The sequence below is a fragment of the Haliea sp. genome (assembly GCF_041395985.1).
Classification (GTDB): domain Bacteria; phylum Pseudomonadota; class Gammaproteobacteria; order Pseudomonadales; family Halieaceae; genus Haliea.
The window spans coordinates 114,376-135,790 of record NZ_JAWKZJ010000003.1; the positions used below are offsets into that span (position 1 = coordinate 114,376).

Here is a 21,415-nt window from a genome sequence, read left to right on the forward strand (position 1 = left end):
TCAGTCTCCTGCTATTGTGTATTGGTGCAGCCAGGCAAGCACACCCTCGCACCAGCCTGCCGGACCCAGCCCGGTGCTGTGCAGCACACCGTCCGTGCGTGCCAGCGGTGGAAAGTCGTGTGTCGGCGAGCGCACCAGCAGCGCGGTTTCTGCTGCCTCCAGCATCGGTACATCGTTGCCGCTGTCGCCGATGGCGAGGTCATGCAGCGGCCGCCCCGGCGCGTCATGCCGGTAGGCGCTGCGCAGGTAGCGCAATGCCTGCCCCTTGTCACAATCCCCTGCCACCGTCAGGAAACGTCCTCCCTGTTGGACACGCGCCCCTGCGGCTTCCAGCGCGTCTACAAACTGCGCGCGACGCCCGGGGGTACCCAGCCACTGCACCGGCTCACTGAATTCGCGCCGTGCCGCCAGCGCCGCCGCGTCAGCATCAAGGCCCGTCGCCGCCACGATGCCGTCGATGCCCAGGCGCTCAAAGCCGGCGAACTCACCCGCAAACTCTGCCGCCAGCGCATTCAGCAGGGCCAGCCAACGGTCCCGGGGGGGTGCGAAACGCACCTCCTGCCCGTCCCCGCAGGGTAGCGCCTCGGGCAGTGGTTCACGAAAGGTGCCCGAAGGCACAACGATCGCCGCGCCATTCTCAACGATCATGGGATACCTGAGGCCCAGCGCGCTTTGCAGGGGCAGCATTTCCGCACGGGTCTTGCTGCTCGCGAGGATCACCGGGATCTCGGCCTCACGCAGCTGGCGCAGCGCGTCTGCAGCGGCATCCCAGCGATAGCTGTGGTGGTCCAGCAAGGAGCCATCCAGATCGGTGAATACCAGCAGGCGCGGCTTCATCGGGGCACCATGGGACCTGCCCAGGCGTTTATGCTGCGGTCGCTGCCAAGTGTCCACACCAGGTCCATGCGCGGCGGCAGGCTCGCCAGACAATGCCGTGTAAGGCGCTCGTAGTGCTGCACGAAATGCGCCAGCGCGGCGTCGTCCATGAGGCCAACCGCATGTTCTGTGGCACCTATCCTGGCACGCAGCCGGTTTTCCTGCTCCGTTCGCCAGCGCAGCACGTCGTCAAACGAGGGTGCCTGCAGCATCAACCAGCGATCCGGCTGTGCGTGCAGCGTTGCATAGACGCCGGCCAGCTGTTGATTGACGTAGCCGCGCCAGACCGCCTGTGGATCCTCACGCTGTTCCAGTGCGTTACAGGGGGCCGCGAGCGCCGCCGGCAGTTCGGGCGAGACACCCAGGCACCATCCTTCGAGCAGCACAACGTCCAGCGGTGCGCGGATACGCGGCCACGCCACAGCGGGTTGTCGTTCGTCCTCGGCCTTGCTGAAGCGGGGAACCGCCACGTCACCGGAGACCCTCAAGGCCTGCAACGTGTGCAACAACAGCGGGATGTCGTGGGTGCCGGGAACCCCGCGAGTTGCCAACAGGGGATGCACGGAGAGCGCCAGCGCCTGCCGCTCAGCGCGCGTCAGGTAGAAATCGTCCAGCGACATGCACAGTGCAGAGAGCCCGGCTTCATGCACCAACCAGTCGCAGAGGTAGGCGACAAGCGTGGTCTTTCCTGCCCCCTGCGCACCATTTATGCCCACCAATAGCGTCGACTTTGCACTGCTGTGGTGCACCTCGGCCAGCTGCACCGCAACCGGGTCAAACCAGCGCCTGGCCTCGACGAGGTAATCCGCAGGCAGGTTTTCTCTCGTGAGGAAAGCGGCACGCCAGTCCTGCTGGCCAGAATCCTGTATGTTGCCTGCCGTCACGCCTTCTCCTGTCGCGTTCGCATCCGCCTGCTGACAGTCCTAGCAGGCTCCGTGCCAACCGGCGCGGCGCGCTAGAACAGTAACCTGCGTATATCCCCCAGCAGCGTCACCAATTGCGTGCAGAACCGGCCGGCGTCACCGCCATTGATGACGCGATGATCGTAGGACAGTGATAGCGGCAGCAGCGTGCGTGGCTGGAACGCCTGGCCGTCCCACACCGGTTTCACCGCCGCGCGGGAAACGCCCAGGATCCCCACCTCCGGAGTGTTCACAATCGGGGAGAAGCCGTTGCCACCGATATTGCCGAGGCTGGAAATCGTGAAGCAGCCGCCCTGCATCTCAGCAGGCTTGAGCTTGCGCTCTCGCGCCTTCTCCGCCAGCTCCACCACCTCATCCGCGAGTTCCCAGATGGACTTGCGATCCACATCGCGTATCACCGGTACCATAAGCCCTACCGGTGTATCCACCGCCATGCCGATGTGGACATAGTGCTTGTAGACCAGGCTCTCACCATCGGCTGTCACCGAAGCATTGAACTTCGGATTGTCGCGCAAAGCGGTGGCGCAGGCCTTGAGCAGGAAGGGCATCGGCGTAAGCCGCGTACCACGCTGCTCCGCCTCCCCCTTCATGCTCTTGCGAAACGCTTCCAGGTCCGTGATGTCGGCGTCGTCAAACTGCGTGACATGCGGCACATTCAACCAACTGCGCTGCATATTGGCGGCGGTGAGCTTATCGAGCTTGGTACGCGGTACGGTTTCGACAGCACCGAAGGCGCTGAAATCGACATCCGGGACGGTCGGCAAGCCGGCTCCGACGGCGGCGACCGGCGCCTTGCCACTCAGGGCGCGCTGCACAAATCCCTGCACATCCTCCTTGAGCACCCGCTCACGGGGCCCGGAGCCAGTCACCTTCGCCAGGTCAACGCCGAGTTCACGGGCCAGCTTGCGCACCGCGGGTCCTGCGTATACCAGCGTGTCATCACTGTCTCTGGCCGCGGGCTGGCTGGTGGCTGCCCCCGCTGTCGCGGGTGCTTGTGCCACAGAGTCATCAACCGGCGTCGACTCCGTACTGGCCGCGGGACTGTCGCCGCCGGCGCTGACCTCGACCGGCTCATCCCGGGCACTCTCCAGCAGCACCAGGGGGTCGCCCTCGCGCACGGCTGCACCCTCTTTGACCAGCATACGGATCACTTTGCCGGCGCGCGGGGATGGCACCTCCATGGAGGCCTTGTCGGACTCCAGCACCACCAGTGAGTCGCCCTCAGCGACCTCGTCCCCGGGCTTTACACAGAGTTCAATGACATCGACCGCATCGTCGGTGCCAATGTCGGGCACCTCGACAGTGATCTCGCTGGGCGCGCCGCCGCCCGATGACGCCTGCTCCGCAGCCACCGGCTCAACGTCGGCGTCCTGCACAGCCTCACCGGCGGGAGACCCACCCTCGGGCTCCGCTGTATCGGCGCTGGATTCGGGTTCTGGCTCGGCTTCAGCCTCAGCCTCGGTTTCCACAACAACAATCGGGTGCCCCTCGGAAAGCTCATCACCCACCTTCACCAGAACCTGCAGCACCTTACCGGCCAGCGTAGAGGGTATTTCCATGGAGGCCTTGTCCGATTCGAGCACCAGCAACCCCTGCTCCAGCTCGATCTGGTCGCCTGCTGCGACCAGCAGTTCGATCACCTCTGCGCCCTCTGCGCCGCCGATATCCGGTACCGTTATCTGTTGCTTAGCCATGCGCCTCGTTTCCTGTACCGTTAAAGGGTGGTGGGATCGACTTTGTCCGGGGAGATGCCCAGGGCCTGCATGGCCTCGACCACCACAGCCGCCTTCAGCGCCCCTTCATCCACCAGCGCCTTGAGGGCCGCCAGCACAACGAACTCCCGGCTCACCTCGAAAAACCGTCGCAGACGCTCACGGGTGTCACTGCGACCGTAGCCATCCGTACCCAACACCGCATAGCGACGGGGAATGAACTGGCGCAGCTGTTCTGCATGCGCTTTCATGTAGTCAGTCGCCGCAATGACAGGCCCGTCATGCCCCTCCAGCTGCTGGGTCAGGTAAGGCACGCGCGGCTCGTCCGCCGGGTGCAGCAGGTTCCAGCGCGCCACACTCTTGCCCTCGCGCTGCAGCTCGTTGATGCTCGTCAGGCTCCACACATCCGCTGCCACACCGTAGTCCTGCTCCAGCATGGCCGCAGCCGCCTCGACTTCCCGCAATATGGTGCCGGCGCCCATGAGTTGCACGCGCGGCCCCTTCTTGCGCGTCGAGCGCCGCAGGGCGTAGATGCCACGCACGATGCCTTCCTCCGCACCCTGGGGCATCTCGGGCTGCTGGTAGTTTTCGTTCATCGTGGTGATGTAGTAGAACTTGTTCTCCCCTTCCTGGTACATGCGACGCAAACCGTCCTGGATGATGACGGCCAGCTCATAGGCATAGGCGGGGTCGTAGCTGACGCAGTTGGGGATGGTGCTGGCCAGGATGTGGCTGTGGCCGTCCTGGTGTTGCAGTCCTTCCCCGTTGAGCGTGGTACGACCCGCCGTGGCACCGATCAGAAACCCCCGCGCCTGGCTGTCGCCAGCCGCCCAGGCCAGATCGCCAATACGCTGGAAACCGAACATGGAGTAGAAGATGTAGAACGGCACCATCGGATAGCCGCTGGTGCTGTAGGAGGTCGCCGCCGCGATCCAGGCGGAGAAGGCACCGGCTTCGTTGATGCCCTCCTCCAGGATCTGTCCCTTCTGGTCTTCCTTGTAGAACATGATTTGCCCGGCGTCCTGCGGCGTGTAACGCTGGCCAACGGAAGAATAGATGCCCAGTTGGCGGAACATGCCTTCCATACCGAAGGTGCGGGCCTCATCGGGTACGATGGGCACCACGCGCTCGCCAATATGCTTGTCCTTGACCAGGGTTGAGAGCAGGCGCACGAACGCCATCGTGGTGGAGATTTCCCGCTTGCCGCTACCCTTGAGCTGGTTGTCGAAGGCACTGAGCGGCGGCGTCTCCAGCAGCTCAAGCTCCTTGCGCCGGGCAGGAATCAACCCACCCAGCTCTTCTCGCCGCTGCATCATGTAGCGCATTTCCGGGCTGTCCGGTGCTGGCCGGTAATACGGCACATCCTTGAGCTCGGAATCCGATATGGGAATGCCGAAGCGATCGCGGAATGCCTTCAGGCTGTCGAGATCGAGCTTCTTCAGCGAGTGGGTCTCGTTGTTGGCTTCGCCCGACTCGCCCGTGCCGTAGCCTTTGACGGTCATCGCCAGAATCACTGTAGGACGTTCGTGCTGCGCGACCGCCTGGGCATAGGCCGCGTAAAGCTTGTAGGGGTCGTGGCCGCCACGGTTGAGGTACATGATGTCGTCGTCCGACAAGTCCTCGACCAGCTTCAGGGTCTCCGGGTACTTGCCGAAGAAATGCTCACGGGTGTAGGCGCCACCGTTGTACTTGTAGTTCTGCAGCTCACCATCGCAGACCTCGTCCATGCGCTGCTGCAGCAGGCCGCTGTCGTCTTTCTCCAGCAGCGGGTCCCACTTGCGCCCCCAAATCACCTTGAGCACGTCCCAGCCCGCACCGCGGAACACGCCCTCCAGCTCCTGAATGATCTTGCCGTTGCCGCGCACCGGACCATCCAGCCGCTGCAGATTGCAGTTGACCACGAAAATCAGATTGCCGAGGCGCTCCCGCCCGGCCATGGAAATGGCACCCAGTGACTCCGGCTCGTCGCACTCTCCATCGCCGAGGAAACACCACACGTTGCGATCGCCATGATCGACAAGCCCGCGGCTCTGCTGATACTTCATCACGTGGGCCTGGTAGATGGCCTGAATGGGCCCCAGCCCCATGGACACCGTGGGGAATTGCCAATAATCGGGCATCAGCCAGGGGTGTGGGTAGGAGGACAGGCCATTGCCATCGACTTCGCGGCGGAAGTTATCCAACTGCTCTTCGGTCAGCCGGCCTTCCAGGTAGGAGCGGGCATACATGCCGGGGGCACTGTGTCCCTGGTAGAACACAAGATCACCGGGATGCCCGTTCTCGTTGCCGCGGAAGAAATAGTTGAAGCCCACATCGTACAGGGTAGCGCTGGAGGAAAACGAGGAGATGTGACCACCCAGCCCCTCGTCGTTGTCGTTGGCGCGCATCACCATGGCCAGTGCGTTCCAGCGCACCAGAGACCGGATGCGACGTTCCATGAACAGGTCGCCGGGCATCAGCTTTTCATCGCGCGGTGCGATGGTATTCCGGAACGGTGTGGTAATCGCCGTCGGCAAACGCACGCCGGTCTCGGTGGCGTGCTTGGCAAGCTCGATAAGCAACTCAGCGGCGCGCTCCGGCCCACTGTATTTGCTGACCGCGTCCAGCGCGTCCATCCATTCCCGTGTTTCGATCGGGTCCTTGTCTTCGGTCATGCGGCTTAAACTCCTCAAGCGGGGTGGCTTGTGCGTACGCAGCTTTATTAGTTCTTAAATAGAACCTTATATGCACTCACAACACAGGGCTGAGTATAGCCGGTAACGTCAGAAATTACCTGCTTTTGCCTGCGCGCGCCTCACGTACGGGGTAGCACAGTACACCACACATACCCGCTGTGACAAACATACAGTTCTTTTATGGAACCTTATTCGACACTTTCATGCCACAGAGGCCGCGCAGACGGCAATGCTACTGGATGGTGTAGACCCCCATACGCGCCTTCACCGCCGCCGCCGACTCAACCGACTCACCATAACCACCCGGAACGGCTGCCGCTTTGCCCGGAGCAACCACCAGCAGGGACCGCCGCTGCTGCATGAACACCGCGTCGAAGTAGCGGCGCCAGTCATCGAGCGCCATGGATTGCACCGCCTCGGCGAGCTGCTGGCGGCTGTCAAATGCCGTTTCGCGCTTGGCGATCGACTGCCAGTAGAACTCCGCCCGCTCCCACAGGTTCTTGTCGGGGCGGAGGATCTCACCGACCAGGGAGTCGCGGTAGCGCAGGAACTGCGCCTCATCAAGACTGGCGTCGACGCCGTCCAGATAGCGATCCATCGCCTCGACAATGGCGGGCGCGGGCGTATTGGGCGACTGGATAAGCATCATCAACCCCGGCACGTCCAGCTGCGGCCAGGCAAAGGCGCTGACCACGTAGCCCAGCTGCTGCTCAGTGCGCAGCTGCTGGTAGAAACCCGTCTTGATAACGTGCGCGGTCAAAGCCGTTGCCGCCCTGTCGCTCCAGGTATCCCCCGCTGCCTGCAGGTACCATCCCACTACCGCGTCGTCATGGGGCACTTCCACCACATACTTCAGGGCAGTCCCGGGCTCCAGACGGGTCACCTGCAGCGGGGGCATTGCGAGGGGCTCACCGGGGGCCAGCAGCGTGTTCACACGCTCTGCCACAGCCTGCACCTTGTCCGCCGTGTAGTTGCCGTAGAGCAGGGTTTCCGCTGTTGCCTCACCCCAGAAATCCCGCACCCAGGCGTTCAGACCGGACAGGCTGATTGCCTCCAGTGCATCAATCAGCGGCTGTTCACCCCACTCACCATGCAACAACGCCTCGCGGGCATCGTCGATCACCTGGCTGCTGGGTCGCTTGGCCACGGCGTTCTTCAGGCCGCGCACCATGTCAGCGCGGATATTGTTGAAGCGCTGATCACTGAAACTGGCCTCATCGATCGCGACCAGCAGGCGATCCAGCAGACGCTGCTGTTTGTCGTCATAGCCGCTGATACGCAGGCTGATACCCTGCGCATGCTTGTAGACATCGAAATTCAGCCCTGCCAACAACGCAGGATAGGTAAACTCGTTGACGGCATCTTTCAACAGCGCGGTATACAACAAGGCCGCAGCCGCCTGCTCGGGAGTCTCTCCCACATGCGGCGAGCGGAAGTTGATGTACAGGGCCCCGCGAGGCACACCAAACTCCGTATCCTGACCGAACCAAACGGTCTGGCGCGCAGTTTCCAGGGTACGCTCCGGCGCCTGCGCAACCGGATCCTCGCTCACCAACGTGACATCTTCGGCAATAAACTCATTCGGGGCGGGCAAGGCCAATGCGGTATCACCCACCGGCGCAGTCCAGCGCGCAAGCAGCTCGGCGCTCACGGTCTGCACGCTGTAGGGTACCTCGTAGTGGGGGCTTACCCTGTCGACCGGAACCGAGGCATGGCTGATGGTCACCAGTGCGTTTTCCGGCACCACCGAGGCCAGCAGCTCCTCGATCAGCGCTGGCGCATATTCGCTCATCAGGCTGCCACCACGGAGGATGTCTTCGGGGGCGTAATCGTGCATACCGCTGGCCAGCGCACTGACATAGTTCACCGGGTTCGCCTGCTCGCGAAAACGGAACTGCAGGTCGGCCAGACGTGACTGCTCGTCGTACAACCACTGCTGCGGGCCTTCGGCACGCAGCAGGTCGAGGTAGGCGAACAGCAGTTGCAATACCCTGTCCTGCCCGGCGAGTCCCGCTTCCGTCAAGCCGATACTGATACTGAACAAGGCGCCGCCGCGCCAGCCGAGCCCCGAGCCTGCCGCCAGCGTCTCCGCCAGGCCCTCTGCCTTGAGCTGGGACAACAGACTGCCGGCCCCCTCGTGCCCGACCAGGTTGCCGAGGTAGGCAAGGGGGTTGCTGCGATAGTCAGTGCGGTAGTCCGCTACCGGAAACGACACTTCCAGCTGGCGCAGGGTCGCCTGGGGCTGGACCTGCAGCAGCATGGGCAGGCTCTCCGGTGTGAAAAGTGGTTCGGGAATATCCGTCACCACCACCTCACGGTTGGGGACAGCGCTGAACAGCGGCGTCACCAGTGCTTCCAGCTGTTCAAGCGACTCGGCACCAAACACCACCAGGCGCATCTTGTCAGCCGAGTAGTGCTGTTCGTAGAAACGCAGCAGATCTTCGCGGATCGGCTGTTCCGGCGTGTCCGCGAGGGTTTGCAGGCTGCCCACTGTGAACTGGCTGAAGGGATGCGCCGGGTTCATGACGTCCTGCAGCACATCCAGACCTCGCCGCGAGTCACTGCGCAGCCCCATCTGGTATTCCGCCTCGACCGCATTCATCTCGCGCTCGACATAGACAGCGTCAAAGCGTGGGGCGATGAAGAACTGGGCAAACCGGTCCAGCGCGCCGGGTAAATACGCTGCCTGGATATCAAAGAAATAATTGGTGTGCTCGAAGCTGGTGTAGGCGTTGTGGCTGCCACCGTGCTGGTCGATGTACTGCTGATAATCCCCCGCCTCCGGGTACTTGTCGGTGCCGAGGAACAGCATGTGTTCGAGGAAGTGCGCCAGGCCCTCGCGTCCGGGTGGGTTATCCCCGCTGCCTACCAGCACATCGAGGGCAGCGGCCGCCTTGGGTGCATCCGGGTCGGAAATGAGCAGCACCTCAAGCTGGTTGGGGAGTGTGAGGTAGCGGTAGGCATAGTCGTCATTGGGGCTCTTAACCGGCTGTGGCTGTGCCGGGGGAAGGCTGGCACAGGCAGCCAGCAGGGCGAGCACAGTAAACAGGGCCAGTGATCGATGCCACCGTCCAAACCGGGTTGCTTGCATGAACTTACTCCAGACTGCGTTGGTTATGGCCCTCTACAGGCGTGGGCCAGGCATTGATCACTGCCTTGATCAAGGTTGCCAGGGGAATGGCAAAGAAGACGCCCCATACTCCCCAGATACCGCCAAAAAACAACACGGCGAGAATAATGGCCACCGGATGCAGATTCACGGCCTCGGAGAACAGCAGGGGCACCAGAACATTGCCGTCCAGACCCTGGATGACAAAATAGACCGCCATCAGCCAGTAAAATTCACTCGTGAACCCCCATTGAAAGAAACCCACCAGCAGTACCGGCAATGTCACAAGCGCCGCACCCAGATAGGGGATGATCACCGACAGGCCAACGCACAGGGCCAACAGGGCCGCGTAATTGAGCTGCAGGAAGGTAAAGCACACATAGCTGACTGACCCGACGATCAGAATCTCCAGCACCTTCCCTCGCGCATAGTTGGCGACCTGGGTGTCCATCTCCGACCAGATACGACGCAGCAACGGGCGCTCGCTGGGCAGAAAGGTGGCCAGCCAGCTCAAAATCTGCTGCCGATCCTTGAGAAAAAAGAACACGAGGATGGGAATCAGGATCATGTAGACCAGCAAGGTCAAAATACTGGGGATGGTCGCCAGTGAACGTGTCACCACCTGCTGACCGAGACCACCCAGCTCTGCCTGCGCCAGCGCCACCATCTGGTTGATCTGCTGCTGGCTGACGACGTCTGGATAGCGACCGGGTAGCAGGGTCAACAGCTGCCGACCCTGCTCCAGCATACGCGGCATTTCCGAGGCCAGCGCCACCAGCTGACGCCAGACCAGCGGCAGCAGACCGAGCGTCACACCGAAGAAAATACCAACGAACAGCGTGTAGGCCACGCTTACGCCCACCCAGCCCGGCAAACCACGCTGCTCCAGACGTCCTGCAAGACCCTGCATCAGATAGGCGAGCACGATAGAAGCCACGACCGGCGCGAGAATGTCGCCAATCGTCATCAGCAGCGCCACCGCAACAACGAGCAGCACCAGCAAAAGCACCGACTCTTCTTCGAACAGGTAGCGCTTGTACCACTTATTGAAGATATCCAGCATGCTGCAGGTCCCTGTTGCCTAACGCTTTTTCAGCAGATAGGAGTAAATGCCATCGTGCTCGTCAGAGGCCAACAGCGCGTGGCCGGACTGCTCCGCGAATACCCGGAAATCGCGCAGTGAGCCGCGGTCAGTCGCCAGCACCCGCAAACACGCTCCGGGCTCCATCCCGTTGAGCGCCCGCTTTGCCAACAGCAGCGGCATGGGGCAATCAAGCCCCTGCGCATCGACCTCTACCACCGCGTCCTTTGCCTTCTGCATCATCCACCCGCCGGGTTTGTCCGCCGCGCAGTATATCCATTCATCCGATACACCCCAACAGCGCTGAACTTTTCTGTAAAACGATCATCACAGGGACTGTTACCGTGCTGGGCCGCCTGCGCGCCGTTCACGTACAATACAGGGATTGCCCTTGGCCCGCGCGGCTGTCATTACACGTGGTATGTAAAGAGCGTATGCTGCTCCGACGTTTCAGACCGACCCTGCTGCACGCCGCCCTGCTGGCGACACTGCTGCCCCTGACTACGGCATCGACACAGGCCGTGGAGGGGCTAAAGCTGCCCAATCTGGGTGAGTCCAGTACCAGCCTGTTCTCCGCCGAATACGAGTACCAGCTGGGCCGCACCTGGCTGAAGATTTTCCGCAGCCAGGCGGCCACCATGGACGATCCGCTGCTGTTCGATTATCTGGAAGACCTGATCTACCGTCTGGTCATACACAGTCAGCTGGAGGATCGACGCATCGACCTGGTGCTGGTCGACAACCCGACTATCAACGCGTTTGCCGTCCCCGGGGGCGTGATCGGCGTGCACAACGGCCTGCTGATGTATGCCCAGACAGAAGACGAACTGGCCTCGGTGTTGGCGCATGAAATCGCGCACCTGAGTCAACGTCACTTCTCGCGCCGTGTGGAGTTCCAGCGCAATCAGCAGCCACTGAACCTGGCTGCCATGCTGGCGGGCTTCGTGTTGCTGGCCACGGCCGGCGGCGATGCGGGCATGGCCGCGCTGTCTGCGGCCCAGGCGGCAGCCCAGGATTCGGCATTGCGTTACAGCCGCAGCAACGAGGCGGAAGCCGACCGTGTCGGCATGCAGACGCTGGTTGCGGCCGGCCTCGACCCGCATGCAACACCGGCCATGTTCGAGCGCATGCTGCAGGCCTCGCGCTACGCCAGCGGCAACCGCATCCCCGAGTTCCTGCGCACCCACCCCCTTTCGGAAAACCGCATTGCCGACACCCGCAACCGGGCGCGCCAGTACGCCAGCCCGGCGAACAGGGATGACCTGCAATACCAGTTGATGCGCGCCCGGGTCGCCAACCACCTCGCCGCAACACCGGAAGCCGCGATACAGCAGTTTCGCGGTGAGCTGGATGGCAACACGCGCTCACGCGAAGCATCCACCTACGGCCTGGTTCTGGCGCTGACGGAGGCGGGCCGGGTGGATCAGGCCGCACTGGAACTGGACAGCATCTGGTCCAGCAACCCGGAACGCCTTGAGTACAAGCTGGCCAATGCGGACATCCTCATGACGCGCGGCGAGCCGGGCAAGGCGGCAGAGCTGCTGGAGCATGAGCTGAAGCTGTCTCCCGGCAGCCACCCGCTGGCGATGGCGTATGCGCGGGCCCTGATGCAAGACCGCAAACCGCATATTTCGGAGGCTGTGCTGCTCGAGCAGAGCAAGGTGCGGCCCGAGGACCCCGCACTCTGGTATCTGCTGGCCGAGGTTCAGGGCCTGTCAGGAAATATTGTCGGCCTGCATCAATCTCGCGCCGAATATTTCATCCTTACGGGCAACCTGGGTGAGGCTGAGAAACAGTTGAGCTATGCACTGAAGCTGGTGGGCTCAAACCACGTCGCGGCTGCGCGCATCAACGAGCGCCTGAGCGATATCAACACATTGCGCGAACGAATGGATATCTGAATCAGGCGCGACCCAGCACGCTCTTGTTGAGATTGGCGGCAAAATCGAGCATGCGGCGCAACGGCACCATGGCTTGCTGCCCTACGACCGGGTCGACGAATACCTCGTTGCCGCCGCGTTCAAACACCTGATCCAGCGCTTCCAGTTCGTTCATTGCCATCCAGGGGCAATTGGCGCAGCTGCGACAGGTAGCGCCATTGCCCGCCGTCGGGGCGATAATGAATTCCTTGTCCGGTGCCTGCTGTTGCAGCTTGTAGAAGATGCCCTGGTCCGTGGCGACGATAAAACGGGGGTTCGGCATCTCCCTGGCGGCGCGGATGATCTGCGTGGTCGAACCGACCCGATCGGCCAGTTCGAGAACCGCCGCAGGCGACTCGGGGTGCACCAGCACCGCGGCGTCCGGATAGACCCGTTTCAGATCGGCTATCCCGCGGGCCTTGAATTCCTCATGCACAATACAGGCGCCGTCCCACATGAGGATGTCGGCACCGCTCTGGCGGCGCACATAGTCCCCAAGGTGTTTGTCCGGGGCCCAGATGATCTTCTTGCCCTGCGCCGCCAGGTGCTCGGCCACATCCAGGGCAATGCTCGAGGTTACTACCCAGTCCGCGCGCGCCTTTACCGCCGCCGAGGTATTGGCATACACCACCACCTCGCGGTCTGGATGCGCATCACAGAAGGCTGAAAATTCCTCGATCGGACAACCGAGATCCAGGGAGCAGGTCGCCTCAAGCGTGGGCATCAGCACACGCTTTTCGGGGGTGAGGATTTTCGCGGTTTCCCCCATAAAACGTACCCCGGCCACAATCAGCGTGGTCGCCGGGTGATCGTGCCCAAAGCGCGCCATTTCCAGAGAATCCGACACGCAGCCACCGGTCGCCTCGGCCAGCGCCTGAATCGCCGGGGCGGTGTAGTAATGCGCAACAATCACCGCATTTTCCGCGCGCAGACGCTCGCCAATGCGCGCGCACAGCTCGCGCTCCTGCTCGGGGCTCAGCTCGTGCCGCTGAGCATTATCCAGATGAACCTGAACCTGCTTGCGGATGGATTCCAGCTTGTCGGAGGCAATGCTCATGATCGGCCCGTCGTGCGAAAAGGCGGGGGATTCTAGCACAATTTAAGCGGATGTCGCCGCGTGCAAGGTCGGCACTGCGGACCTCTTCGCCGGAAAAAAATGTGAATGCGTCGGTGTTTGCGAAAAATTACTAGAATTTCTCTCACATACTACGTGAATTCAATTTGTAAGTGCAACTCTTGACGAGTTGGTTAGAGGGCAAGCTGCTGTACTATTGAGCTTTCTCTCACCGACCAAAGTTAGAGGAGCACAATGAAATACAAACAGCTTACCCAAGAAGAACGATACCAAATTTCAGCCTTGTTGAAAGCAAATCATGATCGATCCGAGATAGCCATGATATTGGGGCGTAACAAATCGACCATCAGCCGCGAAATTCGGCGCAATACAGGGTTGCGAGGCTATCGCCCGAAACAGGCTCAGCGCTTGGCTGAAGAACGCCGTGTGGCGAAAAGCAAGCCCCGTATTAACAGTGAGACCTGGATCGCTGTCGAGTACCTGCTTACCCTCGATTGGAGCCCAGAACAGATCAGCCTTTGGCTCAAGACATTCTGTAGAGTTTCTATCAGTCATGAATGGATTTACCAGTTTGTCCTCCAGGACAAAGCCAATGGCGGGGACCTTTTTAAACACTTACGCTGCCAGAAACAGCGCCGCAAACGTTATGGCAGTTACAACCGTCGAGGTCAGTTGATCGACCGCGTCAGCATCGATGAGAGACCCGCCGAGGTTGATTTACGTTCCCGTATTGGCGATTGGGAGCTCGACACAATTATTGGCAAAGGCCATCAGCAAGCGATCGTCTCTCTGACTGAGCGTAAATCACGCTTCACGCTGATACAGAAGGTGGAGCGTAAAACAGCACAGCTCGTTTCCAATGCCATTATTAACCTGTTATCTCCATATTCCGAGTCCGTGCTGACGATGACCTCAGATAACGGAAAAGAGTTCGCGAATCACAAAGCAATCGCTAACAAACTCAATGCAGAATTTTACTTTGCTCACCCCTATGCATCATGGGAACGTGGACTGAACGAGAACACCAATGGGCTCATTCGACAGTACTTCCCGAAGGGCAGAGACTTCACAACCATTACCCAGAAGGAAATCAAACAGGCAATGGACAGATTAAACAATCGACCAAGAAAATGTCTTGGCATGAAAACACCGAATCAGGTATTTTTTGGAATCACCCCCCCCGTTGCACTAGCGAGTTGAATCCGCGCTACGTATAACCTCATGTTAAATATAGAATAAGAAGCGATATAACCACGCCGGTGGGGCGCGAGCCCGAAGGCGGCGATATAAGGATGATGCGGGGAGCCTGTGGATCTGCGAACGATTCTGGCGATTTCAGCCAACAAAACAGACCATCTGATCCTGGCAGACTGCCTGGACCGCGCCGAGCCCCGCCGATTCCGGTTGAGCAGCAGCACCTCCCTTGAGCGCCCGCTGGATACGCTGACAGACCCTGCGATAGAGGCCGTCATCCTCGCCGCAGGGCCCGAAACCGACTACCTGCTGCGCCTGGCACAGAAACACGTACCGTCCCTGCCCATCATTCTTCTGCGCGACAGTGTCCCGGACAGCGAGCAGTTACGCCAGCTGCGCGACAGTGGCGCGCAGGACTACCTGGTGCGCGGGCAACTGCAAGATCCCATGCTGCACCGGCTGCTCGACTACAGTATCGAGCTGAAACAGGCCCGCACCACCATCAGCGAGCTATCAAACCGCGACGCCCTCACCGGGACGCTCAACCGGGCGGGTTTTCGCGCTCACCTTGAACGCGCCATGCAGCGCTCGCAGCGCTATCGCTTCAAGACAGCGCTTCTCTACCTCAATGTCGATCAGTTCACCAACATCAATGATCACTACGGTGAACAGAATGGCGACGCGGTTATCCAGGCGTTAAGCCAGCGCATGCTGAGCAAGCTGCGCAGCAGTGACAGCATCGCTCGCCTCGGCGGCGATGAGTTTGCCGTGATACTTGAGGACGTGGGCACACCCGCCGACATGGCCCGCATCGCCGACAAGATGCTGCAGGCCATCGCGGCACCCTACTACCTCGAGGGCCAGCACGTAGCGATAGACGCAAGCATTGGCGGTGCGCTCTACCCGGACGATGCTTCCAGTATGAGCGAGCTCATGGACCACGCACGCAGTGCCATGCTGCAGGCCAAGGCGATCAGCGGCTGCCGTTTCGTGGCCTACAGCGATCACCTGCAATTTGATATGCAGGGCACCAGCACGCTCGCTGCCGAATTGCGCCTGGCGGCGCGGCACAACCAGTTCGAGCTGCATTATCAGCCGCGCATGAACCTTGAGCGCGGGCAGCTGGCGGGGCTGGAAGCCCTGCTGCGCTGGAATCATCCGCAACGCGGCCTGATCTGTCCCGGTGAATTCATCGCCGAATGTGAAGACATGGGCCTGATGAAAACCATCGGTTATCAGGTCATACAGCACGCCTGCTGCGCCCTCAATTGGCTGGGTGACCAGCAGATGCATGACGTTGTGGTGGCGGTCAATATTTCGTTCTCGCAGATTCAGGACGATCGGTTCATCACTGCGGTGAAAGACATTCTGCAGCGCACGGGTGCAAATCCCGCTCGCCTGGAATTCGAACTGACAGAAACCACCATCCTGAAAGATCCCTCTGCCATCAAGGCACGCATGCACGAGCTGATGCAGATGGGCATCCGTTTTTCGCTGGACGACTTCGGCACCGGTTTCTCTCAACTCACCCACCTCACCGAGCTACCCATCTCCGCCATCAAGGTCGACGCAGCTTTCGTGAGAGACCTGCCTCATAACCCGCAGCAGGCGGCGGTGTGCAGCCTGATCATAGAAATGGCCCGACGCCTGGAAATCGAAGTAATCGCAGAGGGCGTTGAAAATCACGAGCAGGTCAGCTTCCTGCGCGGCCAGAATTGCGAGCAGGTTCAGGGCTTCTACTACAGCAAAGCCATTCCACTGCAGCAGCTGCCGCGCTTCGTACAGGAGCAGCGCTTCAAGCAGCGGGAGCGCATATCATCCTGACATTTTGTAACAGGGCCCGCGATACGCAGCCTTGCATCGGCGCCTTGGACAAAGAAGCCTATGCGGTAGCGACACGGAGTGGTAGCCTTGACCGATCTTCAGGTTGCCGCGCATAACGTACTGATGCCACAGTCCAGTTCACACCCGCTACGCGCAAAAATCCTGGTCTGTGATGATGACCAGATTGTGCGTTTATTGACACGGCAGTGCCTGGAAGCCGAGGACATGATTGTCATCGAGGCCAGCAGTGGCCCAGAGGCGCTGGAGCTGTTTTCGTCTGAACGGCCAGACCTGGTATTCCTGGATGTCGAAATACCGGGCATGTCGGGGCTTGAAGTCTGCAAGCTTATTCGCGAGATGCCCCAGGGGGAGTCCATCCCCATCATGATCGTCACGGGCTCCGACGATCGGGACTCCATCGACCTGGGCTTTGACGCCGGCGCCACCCAGTACAAAACCAAGCCGGTAAACTGGTCCCTGCTGGGCAGGGATGTACAGTACATGCTGCGTGCCAGCCAGGCCTTCAACGCCCTGCGTCGCCAGGAAGACCGGTTGCGTTACCTGGCCTACTACGACCCGCTGACGAACCTGCCAAACCGCCGCAATTTCAATGAACAGCTGGTGCGCATTCTGAAGCGCAGCCAACGTCGCAAGTCCTACGCTGCACTGCTCTTTATCGACCTGGACAACTTCAAACGGATCAACGACTCCATCGGCCATGGCCGGGGTGACAGGCTGCTGGTGGAGATCGCCAAGCGCCTTACACTGGAGCTACGACAGGATGACGCCATCAACTTCTTCAGCGATGACGATGAAGACGACGATGCGAGCGGCGATGGCAGCGCGGAGATTGCCAGACTGGGGGGTGACGAATTCACCGTCGTACTCTCCGACGTCCCCGATACCCAGCATGTGGAGAGCATTGCGCGACGCATTCTCGAAAGCCTGTCGCAGCCCATCGCACTGCAATCGCACAACCCGGTTGTTACGCCCAGTATCGGCATCGCCATTTACCCGACTGATGGGGAGGACCCCGACAGCCTGATCCGCAATGCCGATACCGCCATGTACGTGGCGAAGGCCGAGGGACGAGCCTGCTTCCGCTTCTACAACGAAGAGATGAACGCCAAGGCCGTAGAGCAGCTCAAGATGGAAGAAGAGCTGCGTCATGGGATGCAGGCGGGAGAACTCGAGCTGCGCTACCAGCCCCAGGTCGAAGTCGCCACCGGCAAAGTCGTCAGCCTCGAGGCGCTGGTGCGCTGGAAGCATCCACTGCGCGGCATGGTATCGCCAGCGGAGTTCATCCCCGTTGCGGAGCGCACAGGGCAGATCATAGAGCTGGGGGAATGGGTCATGACCCAGGTCGCAAAAGACTGCCAGTACTGGGATAGCCTGGGACTGCCGGCCTTCCGCGTGAGCGTCAATATTTCCCCCCTGCAGTTTAACCAGAGCGGCCTGTCCCGGTTTGTACGCGGCTTTCTGGAGAAGTCGAAGATGCTGCCGCACAGGCTGGAGCTGGAGCTCACCGAAGGCGCCATCATGACAGATGCGGAGGCCAACATTGTCAAACTCAAGGAGTTGAAGGCCATTGGTCTGGACCTCGCGGTCGACGACTTTGGCACTGGCTACTCCTCGCTGAGCTACCTCAAGCGCTTTCCGATCGACACGCTGAAGATCGACCAGAGCTTTATCGCAGACCTCGGCAGCCCCGATGGCGCCGCCATCATTGATGCCATCCTGGCCTTGTCGCGCACCCTCAACCTGCGTGTGATCGCCGAGGGCATAGAAACGGCAGAACAGATGCGTTATCTCGTCGACAAGAAGTGCGACCTGCTGCAGGGCTACTATTTCTCCGTGCCGGTTTATCCGGAGGAAGTGCCCAACCTGCTGCGCCACAATTTTTCCGAGCAACTCGCCTCGGGACAGTAGATTGACAGCACAGATGCGCGTGTGCCTGAGGAAACTGCCACTGAGCCTGGCCGCGTTGCTGTGGCTCGCACTACCGGCCCACGCCGAAAACCCTGACGATGCGTCCCTGATGATTATGCTGCAGGGCGCTGACGTGACGGAACTGCGGCAATTGGTGGAAGGCGTCGGCGGCACGATAACCCACGACCTCCCCATCATCCAGGCGCTGGGAGCCGCAGTGACCACTGCCCAGCTGGAACAGATTCGCAACTCACCGCTGATTCTGCGACTGATTGACGACCTGTCGATGGACATGTCCGAGCCGCTTCCTCCACCAGACACAGGCCAGTGCAATCTGGGTGGCGCACTCGAGGCGCGCATCAGCGACAGCAGGCTGGAATGGGACATACATAACCTCGGCGGGGTGGCAGAGCGACTCACGCACGTGGAACTCTCCTGGCCCGAAACGCTCGGCCCGGAAGTGCAGATACTGTTGGGAGCGACGTCGCTCAAACTCCCGCCACCGGCTCAGGAGAGCGACGGCGCCTGGTACACGCGCGACGAGATTGCAGGGGGTGTTCCGGCACCCCTGCCAGGTGACATCGCAACATTTGCCATTGCATTCCCGCAGCAAGCCGACTCAGGGTCTGCAGGCTGGCAACAACACCATTTCAGTGTGGCACTGCAGTTCGGTGGGGCGTGCAAGCTCAAAATGATCCCGGGGTACACCGATTACTTTTCGGACACGTATTTCCCGAGCGTCTCAGGCGCAGCCGAACTACACCGCCACGGCATCACCGGCCGCGGCGTTACCGTTGCCGTACTCGACTCGGGACTCTGGGAGCACCCGGCACTGGCCAAAGATACCCGCGGCGAGAACCGCATTGCAGGCCGCTACGACGCAATCCGTGATGTCGCCGACCACCCCGTGCCTGATGCCAGCGGGCACGGCACACACATGAGCAGCGTTATCGCTCACAGTGAGCGAGTGCTCACAAATGGTCAACCCGACGGCAGCTATAAAGGTATTGCTCCGGATGCTCGGCTGGTCGCCATCAAAGCCTTCGATGAAGAAGGGCAAGGCGATTTTCTGGACATCGTCCGCGGCATTCAGTGGGCTGTCGACAATCGGGAGCGCCTTGATATCAAGGTGCTCAATCTTTCGTTCGCTGCCCGACCCCGCTGGCCTTATTTCCTCGACCCCATCAACCAGGCGCTGATGCGCGCCTGGGCCGCAGGGATCACCATTGTCGCGGCGGCCGGGAACGAAGGTCCCGCACCCATGACCATCGGCTCCCCCGGTAATCTCCCCTACATCATCACCGTTGGCGCCTACACAGACTCCTGGACGGTTGACGACCGTAATGACGATTACATCCCTGGATTCTCGTCGCGAGGCCCCACGCCCAGCGGCCATATCAAACCGGATATCGTCGCGCCGGGAGGCCATATAGCAGGCCTGGCAGAGCCGGGCAGCGCGCTGACACGGAAACACCCGAACTACATGATCAGCACCGGTGAGTTGGTCATGACCGGCACATCACAGGCCAGCGCACTGGTTTCCGGTATTGCCGCGTTATTGCTGCAACTGGAGCCTGGCCTGAGCCCTGATGACATCAAATGCAAACTGATGAGCAGCGCCGAACCTGCCATACACAAAAACGGCCGCCTCTATTACAGCCCTTTCCAGCAAGGCAGCGGCGCTGTCAGCGCAACTCGCGCCGTGACTCTGGGGATTTCAGGTTGCGGAAACGCAGGGCTGGATCTAGCCCGCGACATCAATGGAGAAATGCACTTTGAGGGGCCCGCTGTGGTTGACGATGCCGGGCAACCTACGCTGCCCGGCATCGAACGCATGCTGGCTCCCGATGCCACTGAGGATTCCCCATCCAGCGCTTTGCGATGGGGCGTGAAAGCACACATCGAACGAGAAGACGCTGTCCCACCAGAGGAAAACTTGCCGATGAACTGGCTGGAAATCTACTTTTCCGAGAAAGCCAAGATCGAGGAACTCTCGCGCAACGCGGACCTTGACACCGGTCACTAACCCTCGACATCGACCAACTACCCCATATGGGGCAAACCCGGAACAGCACCTTGCCGTAATTATTTTTCTGATTATTTTTCAACAATTTAGAGCCAATTACCTCAAGCCAACTATGAAACAGCGGACGTCTTCCGCCCTCCTTTAAGAAAACGCTGCCCCAAACAGGGTATGGAAACGTCTTCAACCCCCTCTGCCCCAACTCTATAACGTTCACAAGCATTACAAACCCGTGATGCAAAGTGCCTCTCAAGGATGAGATCAGGTTAAAGAAATTGGGTCACAAATGTGGCCGTATCACGCGATGAGGCAGAGGATTTTATGAGAAACGACGTGAGGTCATTGCGAATTACAGAAACCTTAGCTGCTTGCGCTTTCGCTGCAGTGACTCTTAGCGGATACGCGTTTGCAGGTAACCAGCAGGTCAGCGAAGACCAATCGCTTGAGCTATCCGCTATCCCGGCATCAATTGCGAAGCAATACGAATACCGTGCCCCCGGTTACAAGTGGGGAAGCGCCAACATCAGCCACCAAACATCCACGGCACAGTGGGAAACCCCAGCCGTGAGCGCATCAAGCTTTAAGTGGGCAAGTGCTGGCAGCGAGACGAAAGCTGACGCGAGGCGCGAGAGCGCTGATGCCTCGATTGGTTCGAACGACACCGTCTCAGGCACTGTGAGTCATGCCGGTTACCGCTGGGGTATTCGCAACGTCGCTGACCAGGCGGGTTATCGCTGGGGTATTCGCAATGTCGCTGACCAGGCGGGCTATCGCTGGGGTATTCGCAACGTCGCTGACCAAGCAGGCTACCGCTGGGGTATTCGCAATGTCGCTGACCAGGCAGGCTACCGCTGGGGTATTCGCAACGTCGCTGACCAGGCAGGCTACCGCTGGGGTATTCGCAATGTCGCTGACCAGGCAGGCTACCGCTGGGGTATTCGCAACGTCGCTGACCAGGCAGGCTACCGCTGGGGTATTCGCAACGTCGCTGACCAGGCAGGCTACCGCTGGGGTATTCGCAACGTCGCTGACCAGGCAGGCTACCGCTGGGGTATTCGTTAGACCTGCTATTAGC

Annotated in this window: 14 protein-coding genes; 6 read left to right on the forward strand and 8 right to left on the reverse strand. The window is 60.6% G+C overall.

Features of this window, described 5'->3' with window-relative positions; genetic code table 11:
* The 7 genes from R3E49_RS06995 to R3E49_RS07025 all read right to left on the reverse strand — a co-directional run bounded on the left by R3E49_RS06995 (nt 1) and on the right by R3E49_RS07025 (nt 10,616).
* Entirely contained in the window at nt 1-837 is an 837-nt protein-coding gene (locus R3E49_RS06995; RefSeq protein ID WP_371294391.1) for an HAD-IIB family hydrolase, read from the reverse strand.
* Nucleotides 834-1,760 (reverse strand): hypothetical protein, encoded by a 927-nt coding sequence (locus tag R3E49_RS07000; protein ID WP_371294392.1) that lies wholly within the window; start codon nt 1,758-1,760, stop codon nt 834-836. Before R3E49_RS07000 ends, R3E49_RS06995 begins: the two co-directional genes overlap by 4 nt.
* A 71-nt stretch (nt 1,761-1,831) precedes the next feature.
* A complete protein-coding gene (locus R3E49_RS07005) occupies nt 1,832-3,493 on the reverse strand; it encodes a dihydrolipoyllysine-residue acetyltransferase (RefSeq protein ID WP_371294393.1) in 1,662 nt (553 codons plus the stop codon).
* A gap of 20 nt (nt 3,494-3,513) precedes the next feature.
* Nucleotides 3,514-6,165: a pyruvate dehydrogenase (acetyl-transferring), homodimeric type gene (gene aceE, locus R3E49_RS07010; protein WP_371294394.1), complete on the reverse strand. Its 2,652-nt coding sequence runs from the start codon at nt 6,163-6,165 to the stop codon at nt 3,514-3,516.
* A 253-nt stretch (nt 6,166-6,418) separates the two neighbouring features.
* Nucleotides 6,419-9,277, reverse strand: a complete 2,859-nt coding sequence (locus R3E49_RS07015) for an insulinase family protein (protein WP_371294395.1) — start codon at nt 9,275-9,277, stop codon at nt 6,419-6,421.
* Between the two features lie 4 nt (nt 9,278-9,281).
* Complete coding sequence (locus R3E49_RS07020; protein WP_371294396.1) at nt 9,282-10,358, reverse strand: AI-2E family transporter; 1,077 nt, start codon at nt 10,356-10,358, stop codon at nt 9,282-9,284.
* An 18-nt stretch (nt 10,359-10,376) separates the two neighbouring features.
* Nucleotides 10,377-10,616: a sulfurtransferase TusA family protein gene (locus tag R3E49_RS07025; RefSeq protein ID WP_371294649.1), complete on the reverse strand. Its 240-nt coding sequence runs from the start codon at nt 10,614-10,616 to the stop codon at nt 10,377-10,379.
* A gap of 194 nt (nt 10,617-10,810) precedes the next feature.
* Here R3E49_RS07025 and R3E49_RS07030 point away from each other — a divergent pair, with 194 nt between their 5' ends.
* A complete protein-coding gene (locus R3E49_RS07030) occupies nt 10,811-12,277 on the forward strand; it encodes a M48 family metalloprotease (protein WP_371294397.1) in 1,467 nt (488 codons plus the stop codon).
* Nucleotide 12,278: 1 nt separating this feature from the next.
* Here R3E49_RS07030 and nadA read toward each other — a convergent pair whose 3' ends face one another.
* Nucleotides 12,279-13,352 (reverse strand): quinolinate synthase NadA, encoded by a 1,074-nt coding sequence (gene nadA / locus R3E49_RS07035; protein ID WP_290743070.1) that lies wholly within the window; start codon nt 13,350-13,352, stop codon nt 12,279-12,281.
* A 252-nt stretch (nt 13,353-13,604) separates the two neighbouring features.
* Between nadA and R3E49_RS07040 the strand changes: the two genes are divergently transcribed.
* From R3E49_RS07040 to R3E49_RS07060, 5 genes are all read left to right on the forward strand, one after another.
* Nucleotides 13,605-14,570, forward strand: a complete 966-nt coding sequence (locus R3E49_RS07040) for an IS30 family transposase (protein WP_116369220.1) — start codon at nt 13,605-13,607, stop codon at nt 14,568-14,570.
* Nucleotides 14,571-14,678: 108 nt separating this feature from the next.
* On the forward strand, nt 14,679-16,388 hold the full coding sequence (locus R3E49_RS07045) for a putative bifunctional diguanylate cyclase/phosphodiesterase (protein ID WP_371294398.1): 1,710 nt from the start codon (nt 14,679-14,681) through the stop codon (nt 16,386-16,388).
* 87 nt (nt 16,389-16,475) lie between these two features.
* Nucleotides 16,476-18,317, forward strand: coding sequence for an EAL domain-containing protein (locus R3E49_RS07050; protein ID WP_371294399.1), 1,842 nt, complete (start codon nt 16,476-16,478; stop codon nt 18,315-18,317).
* Nucleotide 18,318: 1 nt separating this feature from the next.
* Nucleotides 18,319-20,343: a S8 family peptidase gene (locus tag R3E49_RS07055; RefSeq protein ID WP_371294400.1), complete on the forward strand. Its 2,025-nt coding sequence runs from the start codon at nt 18,319-18,321 to the stop codon at nt 20,341-20,343.
* A 561-nt stretch (nt 20,344-20,904) separates the two neighbouring features.
* Nucleotides 20,905-21,402 (forward strand): hypothetical protein, encoded by a 498-nt coding sequence (locus tag R3E49_RS07060; RefSeq protein ID WP_371294401.1) that lies wholly within the window; start codon nt 20,905-20,907, stop codon nt 21,400-21,402.
* Nucleotides 21,403-21,415: the final 13 nt, after the last annotated feature.